Source organism: Ruegeria sp. AM4, assembly GCF_056540665.1.
On sequence record NZ_JBQFXD010000001.1, the window covers coordinates 253,463 to 269,605 of the forward strand.

Below are 16,143 nucleotides of genomic sequence, written 5' to 3' on the forward strand. Positions count from 1 at the left end.
GAGGAATCACAACAATGCCTGACGTCACCATCGTATACTGGCGCGATATTCCTGCGCAGGTCATCGTCGGCAAAGGCCGTCGTGGCGCCAAGCGGCAGTTGGAAGAACGGTTTGAACAAGCCATCGACCGCGCCGCGATGAAGGTGAACGCCAAGGACAGTGATGCCTATCTGGCCGAATGGCGCAAGGCCGACCCTTTTGCAGTTGACGGCGACCCGTCCGAGATTGCCGAGGCCGAAGCCGTGCGTCTGGAAACGGAATATGATCAGGACCGGATCAAGGCTCTGATCGCGAATGACGGTTGGGCATGAGCCCGCGACAGCTATGGGAGGCCGCAATGGCTTTGCTGAACTTCAAGAAACGTGATGCCGCCGAAAACGGACCGGTGAATCCGACCGTCGAAGCCTTTTTGCAGGGCTATTCGATCGAGGTGATGCCGCGCACCGCCGAAAAGGTCGAGGATTTCCGCGCGCTGCTGCCCGAAGGTACACGCGTCTACATCGCCCATATCGAAGGCACCCCGATCGAGGACATGGTCAAGACCGCCAGGCGGATCGCGGCCGAGGGCTATCCGGTCATGCCGCATTTCCCGGCACGGATCATCAAGGACGCGGCCACGCTGGAAAACTGGATCTCGATGTATCAGGGCGAAGCAGGCGTCGAACAGGCGCTGCTGCTGGCCGGTGGTGTGACCAACCCGCATGGCGATTTTGACAGCTCGATGCAGCTGCTGGAAAGCGGACTGTTCGACAAGGCAGGCTTCAAGCGTCTGCACGTGGCTGGCCACCCCGAGGGCAACAAAGACATTGACCCTGATGGTTCGACCAAGAACGTGGACGAAGCACTGCGCTGGAAGCAGAAGTTCAGCGAAACCACCGATGCCGAAATGGCGCTGGCGACTCAGTTCGCGTTTGACGCCAAGCCGATCATCGCATGGGCGGACAGTCTGAAAGAGGCGGGGATCGACATCCCGGTCCACATCGGTATCGCTGGTCCGGCGAAACTGCAGACGCTGATCAAATTCGCCATCGCCTGCGGTGTCGGTCCTTCGCTGAAGGTTCTGCAAAAGCGCGCAATGGATGTGTCAAAGCTGCTGCTGCCATACGAGCCGACCGACGTGATCACCGAACTGGCCAACCACAAGGCGGCCAACCCGGATTTCAATATCACAAACGTGCACTTCTTCCCGCTTGGCGGCATCAAGACCAACGCCAATTGGGCAATCAACAATGGCGGCGCTTCGGCAAAGCCAGCAAATGCTTAAGGAACGGACATGACCCGTACAGTCGTAGAATCAAAAACAAAAACCGCCGTTCTGGGCTTTGACGAACCGTTCTGCGTCATCGGTGAGCGGATCAACCCGACCGGCCGCAAGAAGCTGGCCGCTGAACTGGAAGCTGGCGATTTCTCGACCGTCGAGAAAGACGCGCTGGCACAGGTCGCGGCAGGTGCGACCGTTCTGGATATCAACGCGGGCGTTGTCTACAACTCGAACCCCAACCCGAACGAGACCGAGCCGCCGCTGATGCGCAAGATCGTCGAGCTGGTGCAGGGTTTGGTCGACGTACCGCTTTGCGTCGACTCGTCGGTTCCGGGTGCTTTGGAAGCAGGTCTTGAGGCGGCTGAGGGCCGCCCGTTGCTAAACTCGGTTACCGGTGAAGAAGAGCGTCTGGAGCTGGTTCTACCGCTGGTCAAGAAATACAACGTTCCGGTTGTTGCCATTTCCAACGATGATACCGGAATTTCCGAAGACCCCGATGTCCGTTTTGCTGTCGCAAAGACCATTGTAGAACGCGCCGCCGATTACGGCATTCCAGCGCATGACATCGTGGTCGACCCGCTGGTGATGCCCATCGGCGCGATGGCAACCGCGGGCCAGCAGGTGTTTGCTCTGGTCCGTCGCCTGCGCGAAGAGCTTGGCGTGAACACCACCTGCGGTGCGTCCAACATCTCGTTTGGTCTGCCCAACCGTCATGGCATCAACAACGCCTTCCTGCCGATGGCTATGGGGGCTGGCATGACCTCGGCGATCATGAACCCGGTTGCCCTGCCGGTAACGCAGAAGAAGATTGCCGAGAAGAAAGCGCAGGTCACTGCCGCTGGCATCATTCTGCCCGAAGGCATGGACGATGAGGCATTTGTTCAGATGTTCGGTCTGGGCTCGACCAAGCCGCGCGCCGGCAAGGAGATGGAGGCCATCCGCGCCGCCAACCTGCTGACCAACAACGACGCCCATGGTGGCGAGTGGATCAGATTTAACAAATCCCCGGACGAGGCAGGTGCCGCCGGTGCGGCCGGTGGCCGCCGTGGCGGTGGTCGCCGCCGCCGCGCCTGATTTTCTGGCCACAGGAATAGTGAAAGGTCGGGCGATCGCCCGGCCTTTTTTTGTCAAAACGGGCGGGGGCGATCTAGCTGCGCAGATCGATGGCCCGATTGACCAGAAGCCCGGCATTGACGGCGCGATAAGTCGGGAATGGCCTGCGGTCGGACAGTTCGATATCGCGTTGAATCCACTGCTGATCCTCAAGTCGGTGTAGCGAGGCTGACAACGCCCTGTCTGTGATCGACCCAAGGGACGATTTCACGCCTGAAAAGCGCTGCGGCGTCCCGGTCAAAGCCAAAACCGGTACGGACCAGCTTTTTCTGAGCACAGCAAACTCGCATTCGTTGGGGATTGCTTCAACAATCCACCGTGCGGTCATTGCGTATTGCGCCCCGGTCCGGGTCAGCCTGAATTCGGGCCGCAACGGGTGTCCATGCCCGGGATTGCGCTCGAGCAGGTTTAATTGAAACAGGTGTTCAAGGCTTGCGGCAAAGGACGTGCGGCTTGCGCTGGTGGCTGCAAGTAACGGAGCCTGGCGACCGGGCGTTCCCGTGGCCATCAGGGCCAGTATGTTCAGGCACCAGGCCCGGGACGTCAGGTTGACAAGAGATTTTATGTCCATAAAGTATATTTACTATATTTTAGGTAAAAAGGGAAGTTCAATGGCTCTTGTTTCTCTGGAGAACACCATAACGCTCGCGATTTCGGTCCGGGATCGTCACGCCAGCGCCGACTGGTATCGTGACAAGCTGGGATTTGAATTGATCCACCATATCGACGAAGCGGGTTGGAGCGAGTTGAACACCAAAACGCAGGGGGTCACATTGGGGCTGGGTGAGCAGGTCGAACCAACACCCGGCAACACCGTGCCCGTGTTCGGCGTGGCCGATATCGTGCCCGCAAGAAAAGCGTTAGAAGACGCAGGTGTGCAGTTCGACGGCGCAACCGAAACCATCGAGGGCATGGTGAGCACGGCCACGTTCTATGACCCGGACGGCAATGCCATGATGTTGGCTCAGGACCTGACGGTGAACGGCTGACGCGCGGCGCTGGTTCAATGCCTCTTGCAGCAGGTTTATTGAACCGGAATATCCTGCTTCAGCTTCCCGGTCGTTTTGTCGAAGATCAGGATGCGATTGTCATTCGTCACGACTGCGTACCAGTTGTTGCCAATGGTCAGCGCCTGTGCCTTCGCACCGTCCGGCAGCTCGATCTGGTCGGGCAGTTTCGGCGTGCGATCCGATAAGCGGATGACAATCAGCGCGAAGGTTACTAGAACCCCGCCAATCATCACCGCGGTCAACAGCATGACCATGCGCCGCAGCAGTCGCAGTTGCGGCGTTTCCTGCGGTTCCTGAGGATCGGAAGGGACAGTCATGGGCACCCGCCTGATAGAGTTTCACATCGCGGCCGCGCCGCCACCTCGCCTTGATAAGGCGCTTTCGCGTGATGTGCCAGATGCGGAAAGCCTGTCGCGCACGCGACTGGCACGGCTGATTCAGGAGGGCGCGGTTGCCGTCGATGGCCACGTCCAGACGGACCCGAAGGCCAAGGTTGCCGAAGGGGCGCAAATCTCGATCACCGTTGCCGAGGCTGAAGACAGCCATATCGGCCCCGAGAATATCCCGCTGGAAATCGTCCATGAAGATGACGACCTGATCGTTGTCAACAAACCGGCGGGCATGGTGGTGCATCCGGCGCCGGGCTCGCCCAGCGGAACATTGGTGAACGCGTTGCTGCACCATTGCGGCGATGCCCTTTCGGGTGTTGGCGGGGTCAAACGGCCCGGTATCGTGCATCGCATCGACAAAGAAACCAGCGGCTTATTGGTGGTAGCGAAATCCGACGCAGCCCACCAGGGTCTGGCTGCGCAGTTCGAGGCACATACCGTCGAGCGTTACTACCGCGCTATCTGCTACGGAGTGCCGGACGCCAACGACCCGCGCCTGCGCGGCGTCAAGGGGGTCAGTTTCGAGCCTGGCAATATCATGCGCTTGACGACCCAGCTGGCCCGTCACAAGACCGATCGCCAAAAGCAAGCAGTTCTGTTCCACGGCGGCAAACACGCGGTCACCCGGGCGCGGGTTGTAGAAACTTTCGGCGACCCTGCGGCACTGGCCTTGGTCGAGTGCTGGCTGGAAACGGGCCGGACACACCAGATCAGGGTGCATATGGCGCATGCCGGTCACGGGCTTGTGGGCGACCCGGTCTATGGCGGCAAGCGCAAACTGGCCGCACGCGCCTTTGATGCGGTTGCCGCAGACGCTGTGCGCGACTTTCCGCGTCAGGCTCTGCATGCGACAGTTTTGGGCTTTGAGCATCCGCTGAGCGGTGAGTTTTTGCGCTTTGAGGCTGCCTTGCCCGAGGATATGAAGGTTCTTCTGGACGGGCTGCGCGGGCGGATGTCATAATTCGCAAAGACGCGTGATTATGGACTTATCAGCTTTTCTTTATCAACGGTTAATACCAGACTGTTAACGGTCCCTCTTGAATAATACTGGTTGCGTTACCATATCCCATGTTAAGGGCTTAAACATTTGTCCAAGGGGCAGAAATAAATGGCAAATTACTCAAATCTTCCCGCACCGACACCTGAGGGTGGTCTGAACCGCTATATGCAGGAAATCCGCAAGTTTCCTTTGCTGGAGCCGGAAGAAGAATACATGCTGGCAAAGCGCTGGGTCGAGGAACAGGATACCGAGGCCGCGCATAAAATGGTCACGTCGCACCTGCGTCTGGCGGCCAAGATTGCCATGGGCTACCGCGGCTATGGCTTGCCGCAGGCCGAAGTGATCTCTGAGGCCAATGTGGGCCTGATGCAGGCGGTCAAAAAGTTTGACCCGGAAAAGGGATTCCGGTTGGCAACCTATGCCATGTGGTGGATTCGCGCCTCGATCCAGGAATATGTCCTGCGGTCGTGGTCGATGGTCAAGCTGGGCACGACGTCCGCGCAGAAAAAGCTGTTTTTCAATCTGCGCAAAGCCAAGGCACGCATCGGTGCGTTGGAAGAGGGCGATCTGCGACCCGAAAACGTCAAGCAAATTGCCGAAGACCTCGGCGTGACCGAAGAGGAAGTGATCAGCATGAACCGCCGTATGTCCGGCGGCGATGCCTCGCTGAACGCGACGGTCGGGTCCGAAGGTGAAGGCAGCATGCAGTGGCAGGACTGGCTGGAGGACGAAGATGCCGACCAGGCCGGCGACTATGAGGCGCGGGACGAGCTTGAGGCCCGTCGCGAATTGCTGACCGCCGCTTTGGAAGTGTTGAATGATCGCGAAAAGGACATTCTGACCCAGCGGCGTCTGATGGATCAGCCTGTGACTCTGGAAGAGCTGAGTACGCAGTACAATGTCAGCCGCGAACGCATTCGCCAGATCGAGGTGCGCGCGTTCGAGAAATTGCAGAAAAAGATGCGTGAACTGGCACGCGAAAAAGGAATGCTGAAATCGAACTGATTTCGGACAAGGTCAGCCCGCTGAGAAAGCGGGCTGACGTTTTTCTTCAGACGAAAACAAAATCCGACTCGGACAGGTGGCTGGCCCAGACGCCCGACAGATAGATGCTGTCGCCGTCATCGAGCTCGATCTCGGTGCCGAAGAAACCACCATCGATATCGTCTTCGATGTCCTCAAAGCTTGTGATGCCGTCGTATCCGGACAGATCGATCTTGTCCTTGCCAACGCGGAAATCGACGATCCAGTCATCTCCATCGCCGTTTTCAAAGACGAACGTGTCCTTGCCGCGACCGCCAATTAGCTTGTCGTTATCCGCGCCGCCGTCGATGATATCTTGCCCGCGGCCGCCAAAGATCTTGTCATGACCTTCGTCGCCACGAAGAATATCCTTGCCGCGACCGCCGAAGATGATGTCATTTCCGGCGCCACCTAGCGCGACATCCTTGCCGGACCCGGTATTGATCACGTCATTGCCGTCGTCGCCAAAGACGAAGTCCTGCCCTCGGCCTGTGAAGATGAACTCGTCACTGCTGTCGCCCAGGATAAAGTCGGTGTTCTTCTTGCCAAGAATGCCGGAAACGGAAACCGGCAGCAAAACGCCGTCCAGGATGTGAATTATTCCGTTCGATGCGTCCACATCAAACCCGATCAGCCCGGGATCGTCGATTGCGGGATCCGCATCGCCCAGGCTGGGGGGATCACTTTCAAGGTTCAGCGTGACCGAAGACCCCAGAAGCGTTTCGATCTCAGCACCGTTGCCAAGGCCAACGACTGCGGTGCTGTCAAACTCACCATCGACAACATGATACTGCAGGATGTTGGTGAGCAGGGGGATCGGGTCGCCTCCACCAAGCAAGGTCAACGCCTTGACGATGTGACCCAGCGCGCCAGCCTCGTCAGACCCTTCGAAACCCAGCGTTTGCGCCAGCGTGATGAACGCAGCGTCGTTCGGGGCGAATACGGTCAGATCGACATTCGGGTCGTTTAGCACGCCCGCCAGACCGGCCGCGATGACGGCCTCTCGGAGAATGTCAAAGTCCTGATTGTCGCTGTCAAAGGTTCCGGGGGCACCGCTTTTCAGTACCGTTTCCGTTATCGTATGTGTTGCTGGCATTTCAGAAAGCCTCCCACCCTGTATGCCTTGAAGACGGATCACCCGCTCGGACAGAGCTTGCCTCCGTGAATGTATTTGCTACGGGTGTGGCCACCGAGTGGATCACGAAAACTACCAGCAAGATCGGTCAGTACCTTGTCCGCGTCCCTCCGGATGCGCGATTTATTCTTGCTTCAAAAGTGTTTGCGCGTGTTCGCTCGGCTGTGGAAAAAATCCGAAAGAATAACCCAATTCAGCCCGGCTGGTACGGGCTTTGACGTGTCAGTTCCCGGACGTTGGCCGGTTGAAACGGGATAGGATTTCGAGTTTTGTCTGGTATGAGCCACTAAGTTAGACGAGGGAAACGATGCAGCAGCCGGTCCAGTGGGGCGTTCTTGGGGCCTCGAAATTCGCAAGACAACATATGGCTCCTGCCATACATTCTGCCCATGGTGCGCGACTGGCCGGGTTGGCGACTTCGGACCCCGCCAAGGCCGAGCCGTTTCAGCAATTTTGCCCGGACCTGTCAGTTTACGGCAGCTACGATGCGCTGTTGGCCGACCCGGCGATTGATGCGGTCTACATCCCGTTGCCCAACCATTTGCACGTCGAATGGAGCCTGAAGGCAATGGATGCAGGCAAGCATGTGCTGTGCGAGAAACCAATGACCATGCAGGCCGGCGAATTCGACCAGCTTATCGCAAAGCGGGACGAGACCGGAGTTTTGGCGGCCGAGGCCTATATGATCGTACACCACCCGCAGTGGAAGCTGGCCCGCCAGCTTGTTTCAGACGGCGCGATTGGCAAGCTGGTGCATGTTTCGGGTGTTTTCACCTACGACAATCGCGCCGACACCGAAAATATCCGCAACCGACCCGAAACCGGCGGCGGCGGGTTGCGCGACATCGGTGTCTATACGATCGGGAGCGCCCGCTTTGTGACTGGGCAGGAACCAGTTGATGTCAGAGCGTCGATCAGGTGGGAAAACGATGTGGATGTGTTCACCGAAATCAACGCGCGTTTTCAGGACTTTACCTATTCGACCTATGTCTCGACCCGTATGCATCCCAATCAGGCGATGGAGTTTCACGGCGAAGGCGGTGTCATCCGGCTAACCGCGCCATTCAATGCGCGCGTCTTTGGCGAAGCGCGTGTTGAACTGCATCGGCCTGGCCTTGAGGTACAGGTCACCCGCTTTCCGGCGGATGACCACTATAAGCTGCAGGTTGAAGCCTTCTGCCGATCGGTGCGAGAGGGCGATAACTATCCTTGTCCGCTGGAATTTTCACGCGGGACACAGGCTATGATCGATCGGGTATTCGATGCGGCTGACACTTTGTGATGTGCCTCTTGCCAGATCTGCACCTGCACATCTAATCTGTTTGTCACCACTTGAGGAGGCAGATCATGGCAGGTGGCTGGGCGCGCGACGGCGCGGTAAGCGAACAGATCGAAGCGTCAATATCGGATGAGCTGGCTCGGATGCAGGCGCAAAAACGGCCCGTGGGCGAAAGCTTGACCCATTGCGCCGAATGTGAAGAACCGATCCCGGAAAAACGCCGCCTGGCATTGCCCGGCGTCAAGCTGTGTCTTGAGTGTCAACAAGAGCGTGACGGTGCATCCAAGGCACGCGGCGGTATAAATCGGCGCGGATCCAAAGACAGCCAATTGAAATGATCCGCTAGGCCATGACGGACGCCCCCCAAAGGACGCCTTCGTGGCTGCAAAGTGGTTTGGTTCTGGGGTTTCTGGCAGCCTTTTTGTGGGGAACGCACAGTGTCATTGTCCGGTACCTGACCTCCGATCTGGGCGGGTTGCAGATTGCCGTGATGCGTTTATTTATCGCTGCGCTGGCGATTTACCTGATTTTGAAGGCGTTGCGCGCTTCTGTCTCGATCCGGTATTCGGATTGGAATTTTCGACTTGCCGTCTTGTCCACTGTCGTGAACTACATCCTGTTTCACATCGGTCTCGAGCACACCGGCGCCGCCAACGCGATGGTTCTTGAAAACACAGCGCCATTCTTCGTTTTGATTTTCCTGTACTTTTTTGCTGACACAAGGATCGGTCGGATCGAATTTCTGGCGACCGTATTGGCGATATTCGGCGTGTTCCTCACCGTCTTTCAAGATTTTCAAGGTGGTGGAGAGCCATTGACCGGAGATATCATGGAAATCGGCGCAGGGTTAAGCTGGGCGGTGTTCCTGATCTCCAGCAGTCGCGCGATGCAATCATCCCAGAGAACGCCAGAGCGTCTGAACTTTCTCTTCGGGATATTCCTCTGCTCGGCGGTATTGCTGACACCATTGGCCGCATTCTCAATCCAAGTGCCGAGCGCCAAGGATGTGTTCTTTCTGGTATTACTCGGCGTGTTGCCAACGGCGTTGGCCTACTACCTGTGGTATGAGGCCGCCGCGCGTCTTTCAACATTGACTGCCACGCTGTTATTCGCGGCTTCGGTGGTCTTCACGTTCATCAACGCGGCAGTATTTCTGGGCGCGTCGATCACTGTCCCCGCAGTTCTGGGTGCTGCATTAATTGTGTTTTCTATCTTTTTGACAATGCTCAAGAAAACGAGCGAGTGATTTTGGGCTGCCCTAGGGGGCAACCCTTCAGAGTTCAGCTTTCCATCGCTTCCAGCTCATCGATGAAGCCCGAAATCATCGACAGGCCTTTGTCCCAGAACTTCGGGTCGCTGGCGTCCAGTCCAAACGGGGCCAGAAGCTCTTTATGGTGTTTGGACCCACCCGCGCGCAGCATTTCGAAATACTTTTCCTCGAACCCGTCGGCGCCGCTTGCATAAACGGAATAAAGCGCGTTCACCAGACCGTCGCCAAATGCGTAGGCGTAGACATAGAAGGGCGAATGCACAAAGTGCGGGATGTAGGCCCAGAAGGTCTTATACCCCTCCATGAACTCGAATGCCGGGCCAAGGCTTTCGGCCTGAACGCTCATCCACAGAGCATTGATGTCGTCGGGGGTCAGTTCGCCCTCGCGACGTGCCGCGTGCAGTTTGCATTCAAAGTCGTAGAAGGCGATCTGGCGGACCACCGTGTTGATCATATCCTCGACCTTACCCGCCAGCAGCACCTTGCGCTGTTCCGGTGTTTCGGCCTGATCCAGCATTTTGCGGAAGGTCAGCATCTCACCAAAGACGCTTGCGGTTTCGGCCAGCGTCAGCGGCGTCGAGGACAGCATCTCACCCTGATCGGCGGCCAGCACTTGATGGACGCCGTGGCCCAGTTCATGCGCCAAGGTCATCACGTCACGCGGTTTGCCGAGATAGTTCAGCATCACATAGGGATGAACGTCGGTGACCGTCGGATGCGCGAAGGCTCCGGGTGCTTTGCCTGGCTTCACCGCCGCATCGATCCAGCCTTTGGAAAAGAAGGGCGACGCAATTTCGCCCATGCGCGGGTCGAACGCGTTGTAGGCGTCCATCACTGTTTTCTCGGCCTCTTCCCAGCCAACAATGCGCGTGTCTTCCATCGGCAGCGGGGCGTTGCGGTCCCAGACCTGCATGACGTCCAGGCCCAGCCATTTGCGTTTCAACTCGTAATAGCGATGGCTGAGCTTGGGGTAGGCGGCCACAACGGCCTCACGCAGAGCTTCGACCACCTCGGGCTCAACGTCGTTCGACAGATGGCGTCCGGTCTGCGCGGTCGGCATGTTGCGCCAGCGGTCAACGATTTCCTTTTCCTTGGCCTGCGTGTTGTGAACGCGGGCGAAGGTCTTGATGTTGTCCTGAAACACACTTGCCAACTCGCGCGAGGCGGCTTCGCGTTTGGCACGATCCTGTTCAGTCAACAGGTTCAAGGTGCCTTCGATATTCAGCTCTTCGCCGTCGACGGTGAAGGTCAGCCCGGCAATGGTTTCGTCGAACAGACGCTCCCAAGCGTCACCGACTACGCCCAGATCGTGCAGGAATTTTTCCAGTTCGTCAGACAGTTGATAGGGCTTCATCGCGCGGATCCGGCGGAAGACAGGTTCGTACCGCGCAAGGTCGGCATTGGCCGCGAACCGTGCCGCCAGCGCGTCATCGTCTATGCGGTTGATTTCCAGCGTGAAAAACACTAACGGCGTGGTGAAGATGGTTATCTTTTCCTGCATATCCGACAGGAACTTGGCGCGGTCTGCATCGGTGGTCAGTTGATAATACCGGAGCCCGGCAAAAGACATGATGCGCCCGGCAATCCCGTTGATCCTTTCATTGCGCTGAACGCAGGTCAGCAGAGCCTCAGCATCCAGATCGGCCAGTTTGCCTTCATAGTCGGCAGCGAAGGACGCGCATTCGCCCTCCAACCAGTCCAGATCGCGGGACAGTTCCTGTGCATCTTCGGAAGAGTACAGATCGGTCAGGTCCCATTCCGGCAGTTTACCCAGATTGTCGGCACCTCCGATTGCATTTGCATCTCGGACGGGAAAGGGAAGGTCGCGCATGGAACACCTCGAACAGCTTTGTTTTGCCAACATTTAGGCGCAGGCACCCGGGATCACAAGCGGCCTGATCGTCAAGGGATCACTGCGACAAGGCCGGTTGGCGCAGGGCGTCAGGGCAGGCGGCCATGAAATGCGCCGCGAGCCGGTCCAGAACCGGGGCGCGCACCTCGGGTGCTTCCATCAGCACCTCATGTTCGCCATCGGGGATTTCGATCAGTGTCCCACTGGGCCAGTTTGCCATTCGGGCGCGTATCGCTTTGCGGTCCACAATCTGTTCGTGGCTACCTAGATAGGTCAGGCACGGAGTGTTTGGCGCGGTCTGTTCCATCAGCCAGGCGCATTCATCCAGCGCTTCGCGCAGCCAGATGGTGGATGGCGCGCCAAGCGCCAGTTCGGGATGCGCTGCCAGTTGGTCCTGCATCATCTTGTACATCGCCGGATCGCGCGTCAGCACGTTGCCGTCAAACGGCTGCGAGACCACGTAGCTTTCCAATGAGGTGGTTGGGGGTGTTTTCTCGCCAAGACCGACACGAGGTCCCCAATAGGCGGTCAGACGGCTGAGCGGTTTCATAATCGGCGTAAAGAAAATGCCCCACATCGGCCCGGTAAAGGCGCAGGCGGCGAAATCGTGACCTTCCAACACGGCGCGCAGCCCGATCGCACCACCCATCGAATGCCCGATCACATACCAGGGTTTGGGCAGGCCCAATTCAGCCGCAAGATCCAGCGTGGATTGCACATCCGTTTGATAATCGGGGAAATGGTCCACATGTCCGACCCTGGGGTCATCAAGCAATCGGTCAGCCAGGCCCTGGCCGCGCCAATCAACGGCAAGACAGGCAAAGCCCCGGTCAACGAACTCGGCCGCCGTGCTGCCATATTTCTCGATATATTCGGTGCGACCGGGAAACAGCATAACGGTGCCGTTCGGTGCGCTTTTCGGGGACCAATGACCAACGCGAATGCGTTTTCCATCAGATGTCACGACCCAGTGGGCCTGACCACCGGCGGGACCGCCGGCCACGTCTTCAAAAAGGGGGGCCGGCGAAAATTCCATCAGGCCAGCACCGAGGCGAGTTTCATGGCAATACCCATGTCTCCGTCAACGCTCAGCTTGCCGGACATGAACGCACCGGTGGGGTTCAGGTCGCCGCTGAGGATCTGTTCGAAAGTGTCCGCGTCCGCACTCAGGGTTACATCCGCATCTTCATCGCTAACCCGCGCACCGTTCTCATCCAGAATGATAGCGCCCAGATCGGCAATGGCAAACTTGGCCGAGGCGTCAAACGCGCCATCTGCAAGTTTCTCATTCAGCGCGGCTGCGGCTTTTTCCAAAGTGTCGCTCATGGTGTTCCTCATTTTGATTGTGCGCCGTGAATGGACATCCCCGGTCGCAACGCTACACTGAACATTGTTATGAGCATTGCAATCACCAATCTCAAAGGTACCGTCGCGGCACTTTTCGCGATAGTCACGTTTTCCACCATGTCTTCCGCCCAACAGGCGGATTTACGCGACGAATCCGCTCTGCTGGAGCAGTTGTCGCAGGCAACCCCGGAGCAGGCCGTCGGCCTGGACCGGCAATTGCAGGCGCTTTGGTCGCAATCCGGCTCGGCCTCGGCGGATCTGCTACTGGAACGGGGGCGCGAGGCGCTGGATGACGGCGATATCTCAGCCGCTCTCGAACATCTGACGGCGCTGACCGACCACGCGCCGGATTTTGCCGAAGGCTGGCATGTTCGGGCGTCTGCGTTTTTTGGTATTGAACGCTTTGGGATGGCGGCCGCCGATCTGGAACATGCGTTGACGCTGAACCCAAATAACTATGACGCCATATATGGCTTGGGCCTGATCTTCGAAGTTCTGGAACAGCCCCAAAGGGCCTATGACGCCTATACGCGCGCGCTGGCTATACATCCCCATCACGAAGAAGTAACCAATGCCGTGAATCGGCTGAAGCCTCAGATTGAAGGCAAGGCACTGTAGAACTCGGGGCGCAGGGGACAAAGGTGAGCGGGTCATCCCGAATCGTGGCCGTACTGGGCCCGACAAACACAGGAAAAACCCATTACGCGATTGAACGTATGCTGGGGCACCGCACCGGTGTGATCGGCCTGCCGTTGCGCCTGCTGGCGCGCGAGGTCTATGACAAGATCGTCGCCATTCGCGGCCCGTCGGTCGTGGCGCTGGTTACGGGCGAAGAGCGGATCGTACCGCCGCGCACCCAATACTGGGTCTGCACAGTCGAGGCGATGCCCGAGGGGATGGGCGCAGACTTTGTCGCCATCGACGAAATTCAACTCTGCGCCGATCCTGAGCGCGGCCATGTATTCACAGACCGCCTGCTGCGCGCGCGGGGGACGCATGAAACGCTGTTCCTTGGATCAGACACGATGCGTGGCCCTATCGCGGCACTGGTGCCCGAGGCCCAATTTGTCCGGCGCGAGCGGATGTCTCAACTGGTCTATTCCGGATCAAAAAAGATCAGCCGGATGCCGGCCCGCAGCGCCATTGTCGGGTTTTCGGTCGAAAACGTCTATGCCATCGCCGAGCTGCTGCGCCGTCAAAAGGGCGGGGCGGCTGTGGTCATGGGTGCGCTCAGCCCGCGTACACGCAACGCGCAGGTGGACCTATATCAGAATGGCGAGGTCGATTATCTGGTTGCCACTGACGCCATCGGTATGGGTCTGAATCTCGACGTGAACCATGTTGCGTTTTCTTCCCTGACCAAATTCGACGGTCGACGGATGCGCCCGCTTGCGCCAAACGAGTTGGCACAGATCGCTGGCCGGGCCGGGCGCGGCATGTCGGATGGCACGTTTGGCGTAACGGGTGAAGCCCCGCCACTGGACGATGGTGTGGCGCAGGCGATCATGTACAGCCGTTTCACGCCGATGAAAAAGCTGAACTGGCGGAATGCCGCCCTTAGGTTCGGCTCGGTCGATGCGCTGATCGACGCGCTTGAGGTTGGCACCGACAGCGAACATCTGACCAAAGCGCGGCCCGCGGATGACCTGAATGCGCTGAAATCTCTGTCGCAGGTGCCCGAAGTTGCGGCTCGTGCCAGCGACGGTCAGTCGGTCCGATTGCTGTGGGATGTGTGTAGAATCCCCGATTTTCGCGGCATCAGCCATGCTGAACATGCCAGTTTGCTCGAAGTGATCTATGGGCACCTGCACGAACGTGGTGCGATTCCGGACGATTTCATGGCGCGGCAAATTCGCCGCATCGACCGCACGGACGGAGATATTGATGCGCTGTCCAAAAGGTTGGCATATATTCGCACTTGGACATATGTTGCGCAACGAAACGGTTGGGTGCGTGACGAATCCCATTGGCGTGAGGAAACGCGCACTGTAGAAGACAGGCTGTCGGACGCTCTGCATGACCGACTGACTCAGCGATTTGTGGACCGGCGCACATCCGTTTTGCTGCGCCGGCTCAAACAGAAGGAGGCCCTTTTGGCCGAAGTAAATGACAAGGGTGAAGTGACTGTCGAAGGCGAATTCGTCGGTCGTCTGGAAGGGTTCCGGTTTTCGCCGGACAAAAGCGCGCAAGGAACCGAGGCGAAGGCCCTGAAATCGGCGTCCCTGCAAGCTCTCGCGCCGCAATTCCATCTGCGCGCCGACCGCTTCTACAATGCGCCCGATACCGAGATTGATTTTACCGATCAGGGCGGCCTGATGTGGGGCGAATATGCTGTTGGCAAGCTGGTTGCCGGGGCCGAGCCGCTCAAGCCCGTGGTCGAGGTGTTTGTTGACGAAGCCGCTGGCCCGGATGTCGAGCAGAAAGTGCAACGCCGGTTGCAGCACTTCATCGACCGCAAGGTCGCGGCGCTATTCGAGCCGCTGCTGAATCTGTCGCGGGACGAGGAACTGTCGGGTCTGGCCAAAGGGTTCGCCTTCCGCATGGTCGAGGCGCTGGGCGTTCTGCCCCGCGCTGGCGTTGCGCAAGAGGTCAAGGATCTGGATCAGGACGCCCGTGGTGCGCTGCGCAAGCACGGTATCCGGTTTGGCCAGTTCACCATCTTCATGCCGTTGCTGCTGAAACCCGCGCCAACGCGACTGCGTCTGGTTCTGTGGGCGCTCGCCGGCGGTCTTCAGGAATTCCCCGAGGCGCCGCCTCCCGGCCTGGTTACTGTGCCGGTCGCCAAGGATGCGCCACAGGGCTACGACACCATGTGCGGCTACCGCGATGCGGGCGAGCGGTCTATCCGCATCGACATGCTGGAACGTCTGGCCGACATGCTGCGGTCCGAGGACAGCAGGGGCGGGTTCGAGGCCAAGCCCGACATGCTGTCGATCACCGGTATGACGCTGGAGCAATTTGCCGATCTGATGCAGGGGCTGGGCTACAAGGCCGAGCGCGGTGAGCGGGAAAAGATCAAGGCAGCGCCAATTGAACAGCCTGCAGCGGAAGCGGTGGAGCAACCGGCCGCCGAAGAGATACCCGTGTCCGAAGCCGCAACGGATGAGGTCGCGACACCCGCCGAGGCGCCAGCCGAGGCCACCGACAGCACCGAGGTGGCAGCCGAGGCTCCGGCCACCGAAACCGCATCGGATGAGCCCGAAGTCGAGGTGTTCTATACCTTCACCTGGGGCCGTCAGCGCCTGCAGAACCGCGGCCCGCGCCGGGACCAGCGCCCGGGCCAAGGCAAAGGCAAACCGCGTGGCAAGCCTCAGGACGGCCGTGGCAAGCCGCAGGGCAAGAAGGGCGGCAAACCGCAAGGGGCCAAATCCTTCTCGTCGCGGCCTCCGAAAAAGGAAAAGGCCATTGACCCGGACAACCCGTTTGCCGCTGCGCTGATGGGCTTGAAGGACGGCAACTGATCC

The 16,143-nt window shown here is 58.7% G+C and carries 17 protein-coding genes; 11 read left to right on the top strand and 6 right to left on the bottom strand.

Annotation, left to right across the window (positions count from 1 at the left end; all coding sequences use genetic code 11):
• Positions 1-14: 14 nt before the first annotated feature.
• Genes ACR0JA_RS01250 through ACR0JA_RS01260 form a run of 3 tightly spaced genes read left to right on the top strand, consistent with a single transcriptional unit; the run spans position 15 to position 2,335 of the window.
• Positions 15-311: a virulence factor gene (locus tag ACR0JA_RS01250; RefSeq protein WP_480568836.1), complete on the top strand. Its 297-nt coding sequence runs from the start codon at positions 15-17 to the stop codon at positions 309-311.
• A 26-nt stretch (positions 312-337) separates the two neighbouring features.
• A complete protein-coding gene (locus ACR0JA_RS01255) occupies positions 338-1,264 on the top strand; it encodes a methylenetetrahydrofolate reductase (RefSeq protein ID WP_480568839.1) in 927 nt (308 codons plus the stop codon).
• A gap of 9 nt (positions 1,265-1,273) precedes the next feature.
• Positions 1,274-2,335, top strand: coding sequence for a methyltetrahydrofolate cobalamin methyltransferase (locus ACR0JA_RS01260; protein ID WP_480568842.1), 1,062 nt, complete (start codon positions 1,274-1,276; stop codon positions 2,333-2,335).
• A gap of 73 nt (positions 2,336-2,408) precedes the next feature.
• Here the strand turns inward: ACR0JA_RS01260 and ACR0JA_RS01265 are convergent, their stop codons facing one another.
• Positions 2,409-2,945 carry a winged helix-turn-helix transcriptional regulator gene (locus tag ACR0JA_RS01265; RefSeq protein ID WP_480568845.1) on the bottom strand — a complete coding sequence of 179 codons (537 nt, stop codon included), beginning with the start codon at positions 2,943-2,945 and terminating at the stop codon, positions 2,409-2,411.
• Between the two features lie 40 nt (positions 2,946-2,985).
• Here ACR0JA_RS01265 and ACR0JA_RS01270 point away from each other — a divergent pair, with 40 nt between their 5' ends.
• Complete coding sequence (locus tag ACR0JA_RS01270; RefSeq protein WP_480568848.1) at positions 2,986-3,363, top strand: VOC family protein; 378 nt, start codon at positions 2,986-2,988, stop codon at positions 3,361-3,363.
• 35 nt (positions 3,364-3,398) lie between these two features.
• Here the strand turns inward: ACR0JA_RS01270 and ACR0JA_RS01275 are convergent, their stop codons facing one another.
• The gene (locus ACR0JA_RS01275; protein ID WP_480568851.1) at positions 3,399-3,701 is read right to left on the bottom strand and encodes a DUF6476 family protein; all 303 of its coding nucleotides are present in this window, start codon (positions 3,699-3,701) and stop codon (positions 3,399-3,401) included.
• Here ACR0JA_RS01275 and ACR0JA_RS01280 point away from each other — a divergent pair.
• Both ACR0JA_RS01280 and rpoH read left to right on the top strand, forming a co-directional pair.
• Positions 3,700-4,734 carry an RluA family pseudouridine synthase gene (locus ACR0JA_RS01280; RefSeq protein WP_480568854.1) on the top strand — a complete coding sequence of 345 codons (1,035 nt, stop codon included), beginning with the start codon at positions 3,700-3,702 and terminating at the stop codon, positions 4,732-4,734. The genes ACR0JA_RS01275 and ACR0JA_RS01280 overlap by 2 nt on opposite strands.
• 147 nt (positions 4,735-4,881) lie before the next feature.
• Positions 4,882-5,778, top strand: coding sequence for an RNA polymerase sigma factor RpoH (rpoH, locus tag ACR0JA_RS01285; protein ID WP_480568857.1), 897 nt, complete (start codon positions 4,882-4,884; stop codon positions 5,776-5,778).
• Between the two features lie 46 nt (positions 5,779-5,824).
• Here the strand turns inward: rpoH and ACR0JA_RS01290 are convergent, their stop codons facing one another.
• Positions 5,825-6,892 carry a fasciclin domain-containing protein gene (locus ACR0JA_RS01290; RefSeq protein WP_480568860.1) on the bottom strand — a complete coding sequence of 356 codons (1,068 nt, stop codon included), beginning with the start codon at positions 6,890-6,892 and terminating at the stop codon, positions 5,825-5,827.
• A gap of 346 nt (positions 6,893-7,238) precedes the next feature.
• Between ACR0JA_RS01290 and ACR0JA_RS01295 the strand changes: the two genes are divergently transcribed.
• From ACR0JA_RS01295 to ACR0JA_RS01305, 3 genes are all read left to right on the top strand, one after another.
• Positions 7,239-8,213, top strand: a complete 975-nt coding sequence (locus ACR0JA_RS01295) for a Gfo/Idh/MocA family protein (protein ID WP_480568862.1) — start codon at positions 7,239-7,241, stop codon at positions 8,211-8,213.
• 65 nt (positions 8,214-8,278) lie between these two features.
• Complete coding sequence (locus ACR0JA_RS01300) at positions 8,279-8,548, top strand: DksA/TraR family C4-type zinc finger protein (protein ID WP_480568865.1); 270 nt, start codon at positions 8,279-8,281, stop codon at positions 8,546-8,548.
• A gap of 11 nt (positions 8,549-8,559) precedes the next feature.
• The gene (locus tag ACR0JA_RS01305) at positions 8,560-9,456 is read left to right on the top strand and encodes a DMT family transporter (protein WP_480568868.1); all 897 of its coding nucleotides are present in this window, start codon (positions 8,560-8,562) and stop codon (positions 9,454-9,456) included.
• A 34-nt stretch (positions 9,457-9,490) separates the two neighbouring features.
• On the opposite strand, the gene ACR0JA_RS01310 is transcribed toward ACR0JA_RS01305, so the two are convergent.
• The 3 genes from ACR0JA_RS01310 to ACR0JA_RS01320 all read right to left on the bottom strand — a co-directional run bounded on the left by ACR0JA_RS01310 (position 9,491) and on the right by ACR0JA_RS01320 (position 12,658).
• A complete protein-coding gene (locus ACR0JA_RS01310; RefSeq protein WP_480568871.1) occupies positions 9,491-11,311 on the bottom strand; it encodes a M3 family oligoendopeptidase in 1,821 nt (606 codons plus the stop codon).
• A gap of 79 nt (positions 11,312-11,390) precedes the next feature.
• Positions 11,391-12,368 carry an alpha/beta fold hydrolase gene (locus ACR0JA_RS01315; protein WP_480568874.1) on the bottom strand — a complete coding sequence of 326 codons (978 nt, stop codon included), beginning with the start codon at positions 12,366-12,368 and terminating at the stop codon, positions 11,391-11,393.
• Positions 12,368-12,658 (bottom strand): SCP2 sterol-binding domain-containing protein, encoded by a 291-nt coding sequence (locus tag ACR0JA_RS01320; RefSeq protein ID WP_039530163.1) that lies wholly within the window; start codon positions 12,656-12,658, stop codon positions 12,368-12,370. The genes ACR0JA_RS01315 and ACR0JA_RS01320 overlap by 1 nt, the downstream gene beginning before the upstream one ends.
• Positions 12,659-12,727: 69 nt before the next feature.
• Between ACR0JA_RS01320 and ACR0JA_RS01325 the strand changes: the two genes are divergently transcribed.
• Together ACR0JA_RS01325 and ACR0JA_RS01330 are read left to right on the top strand one after the other, a co-directional pair.
• On the top strand, positions 12,728-13,297 hold the full coding sequence (locus ACR0JA_RS01325) for a tetratricopeptide repeat protein (RefSeq protein WP_480568877.1): 570 nt from the start codon (positions 12,728-12,730) through the stop codon (positions 13,295-13,297).
• Between the two features lie 23 nt (positions 13,298-13,320).
• Positions 13,321-16,140: a helicase-related protein gene (locus ACR0JA_RS01330; protein WP_480568880.1), complete on the top strand. Its 2,820-nt coding sequence runs from the start codon at positions 13,321-13,323 to the stop codon at positions 16,138-16,140.
• The last annotated feature ends 3 nt before the right edge of the window (positions 16,141-16,143 follow it).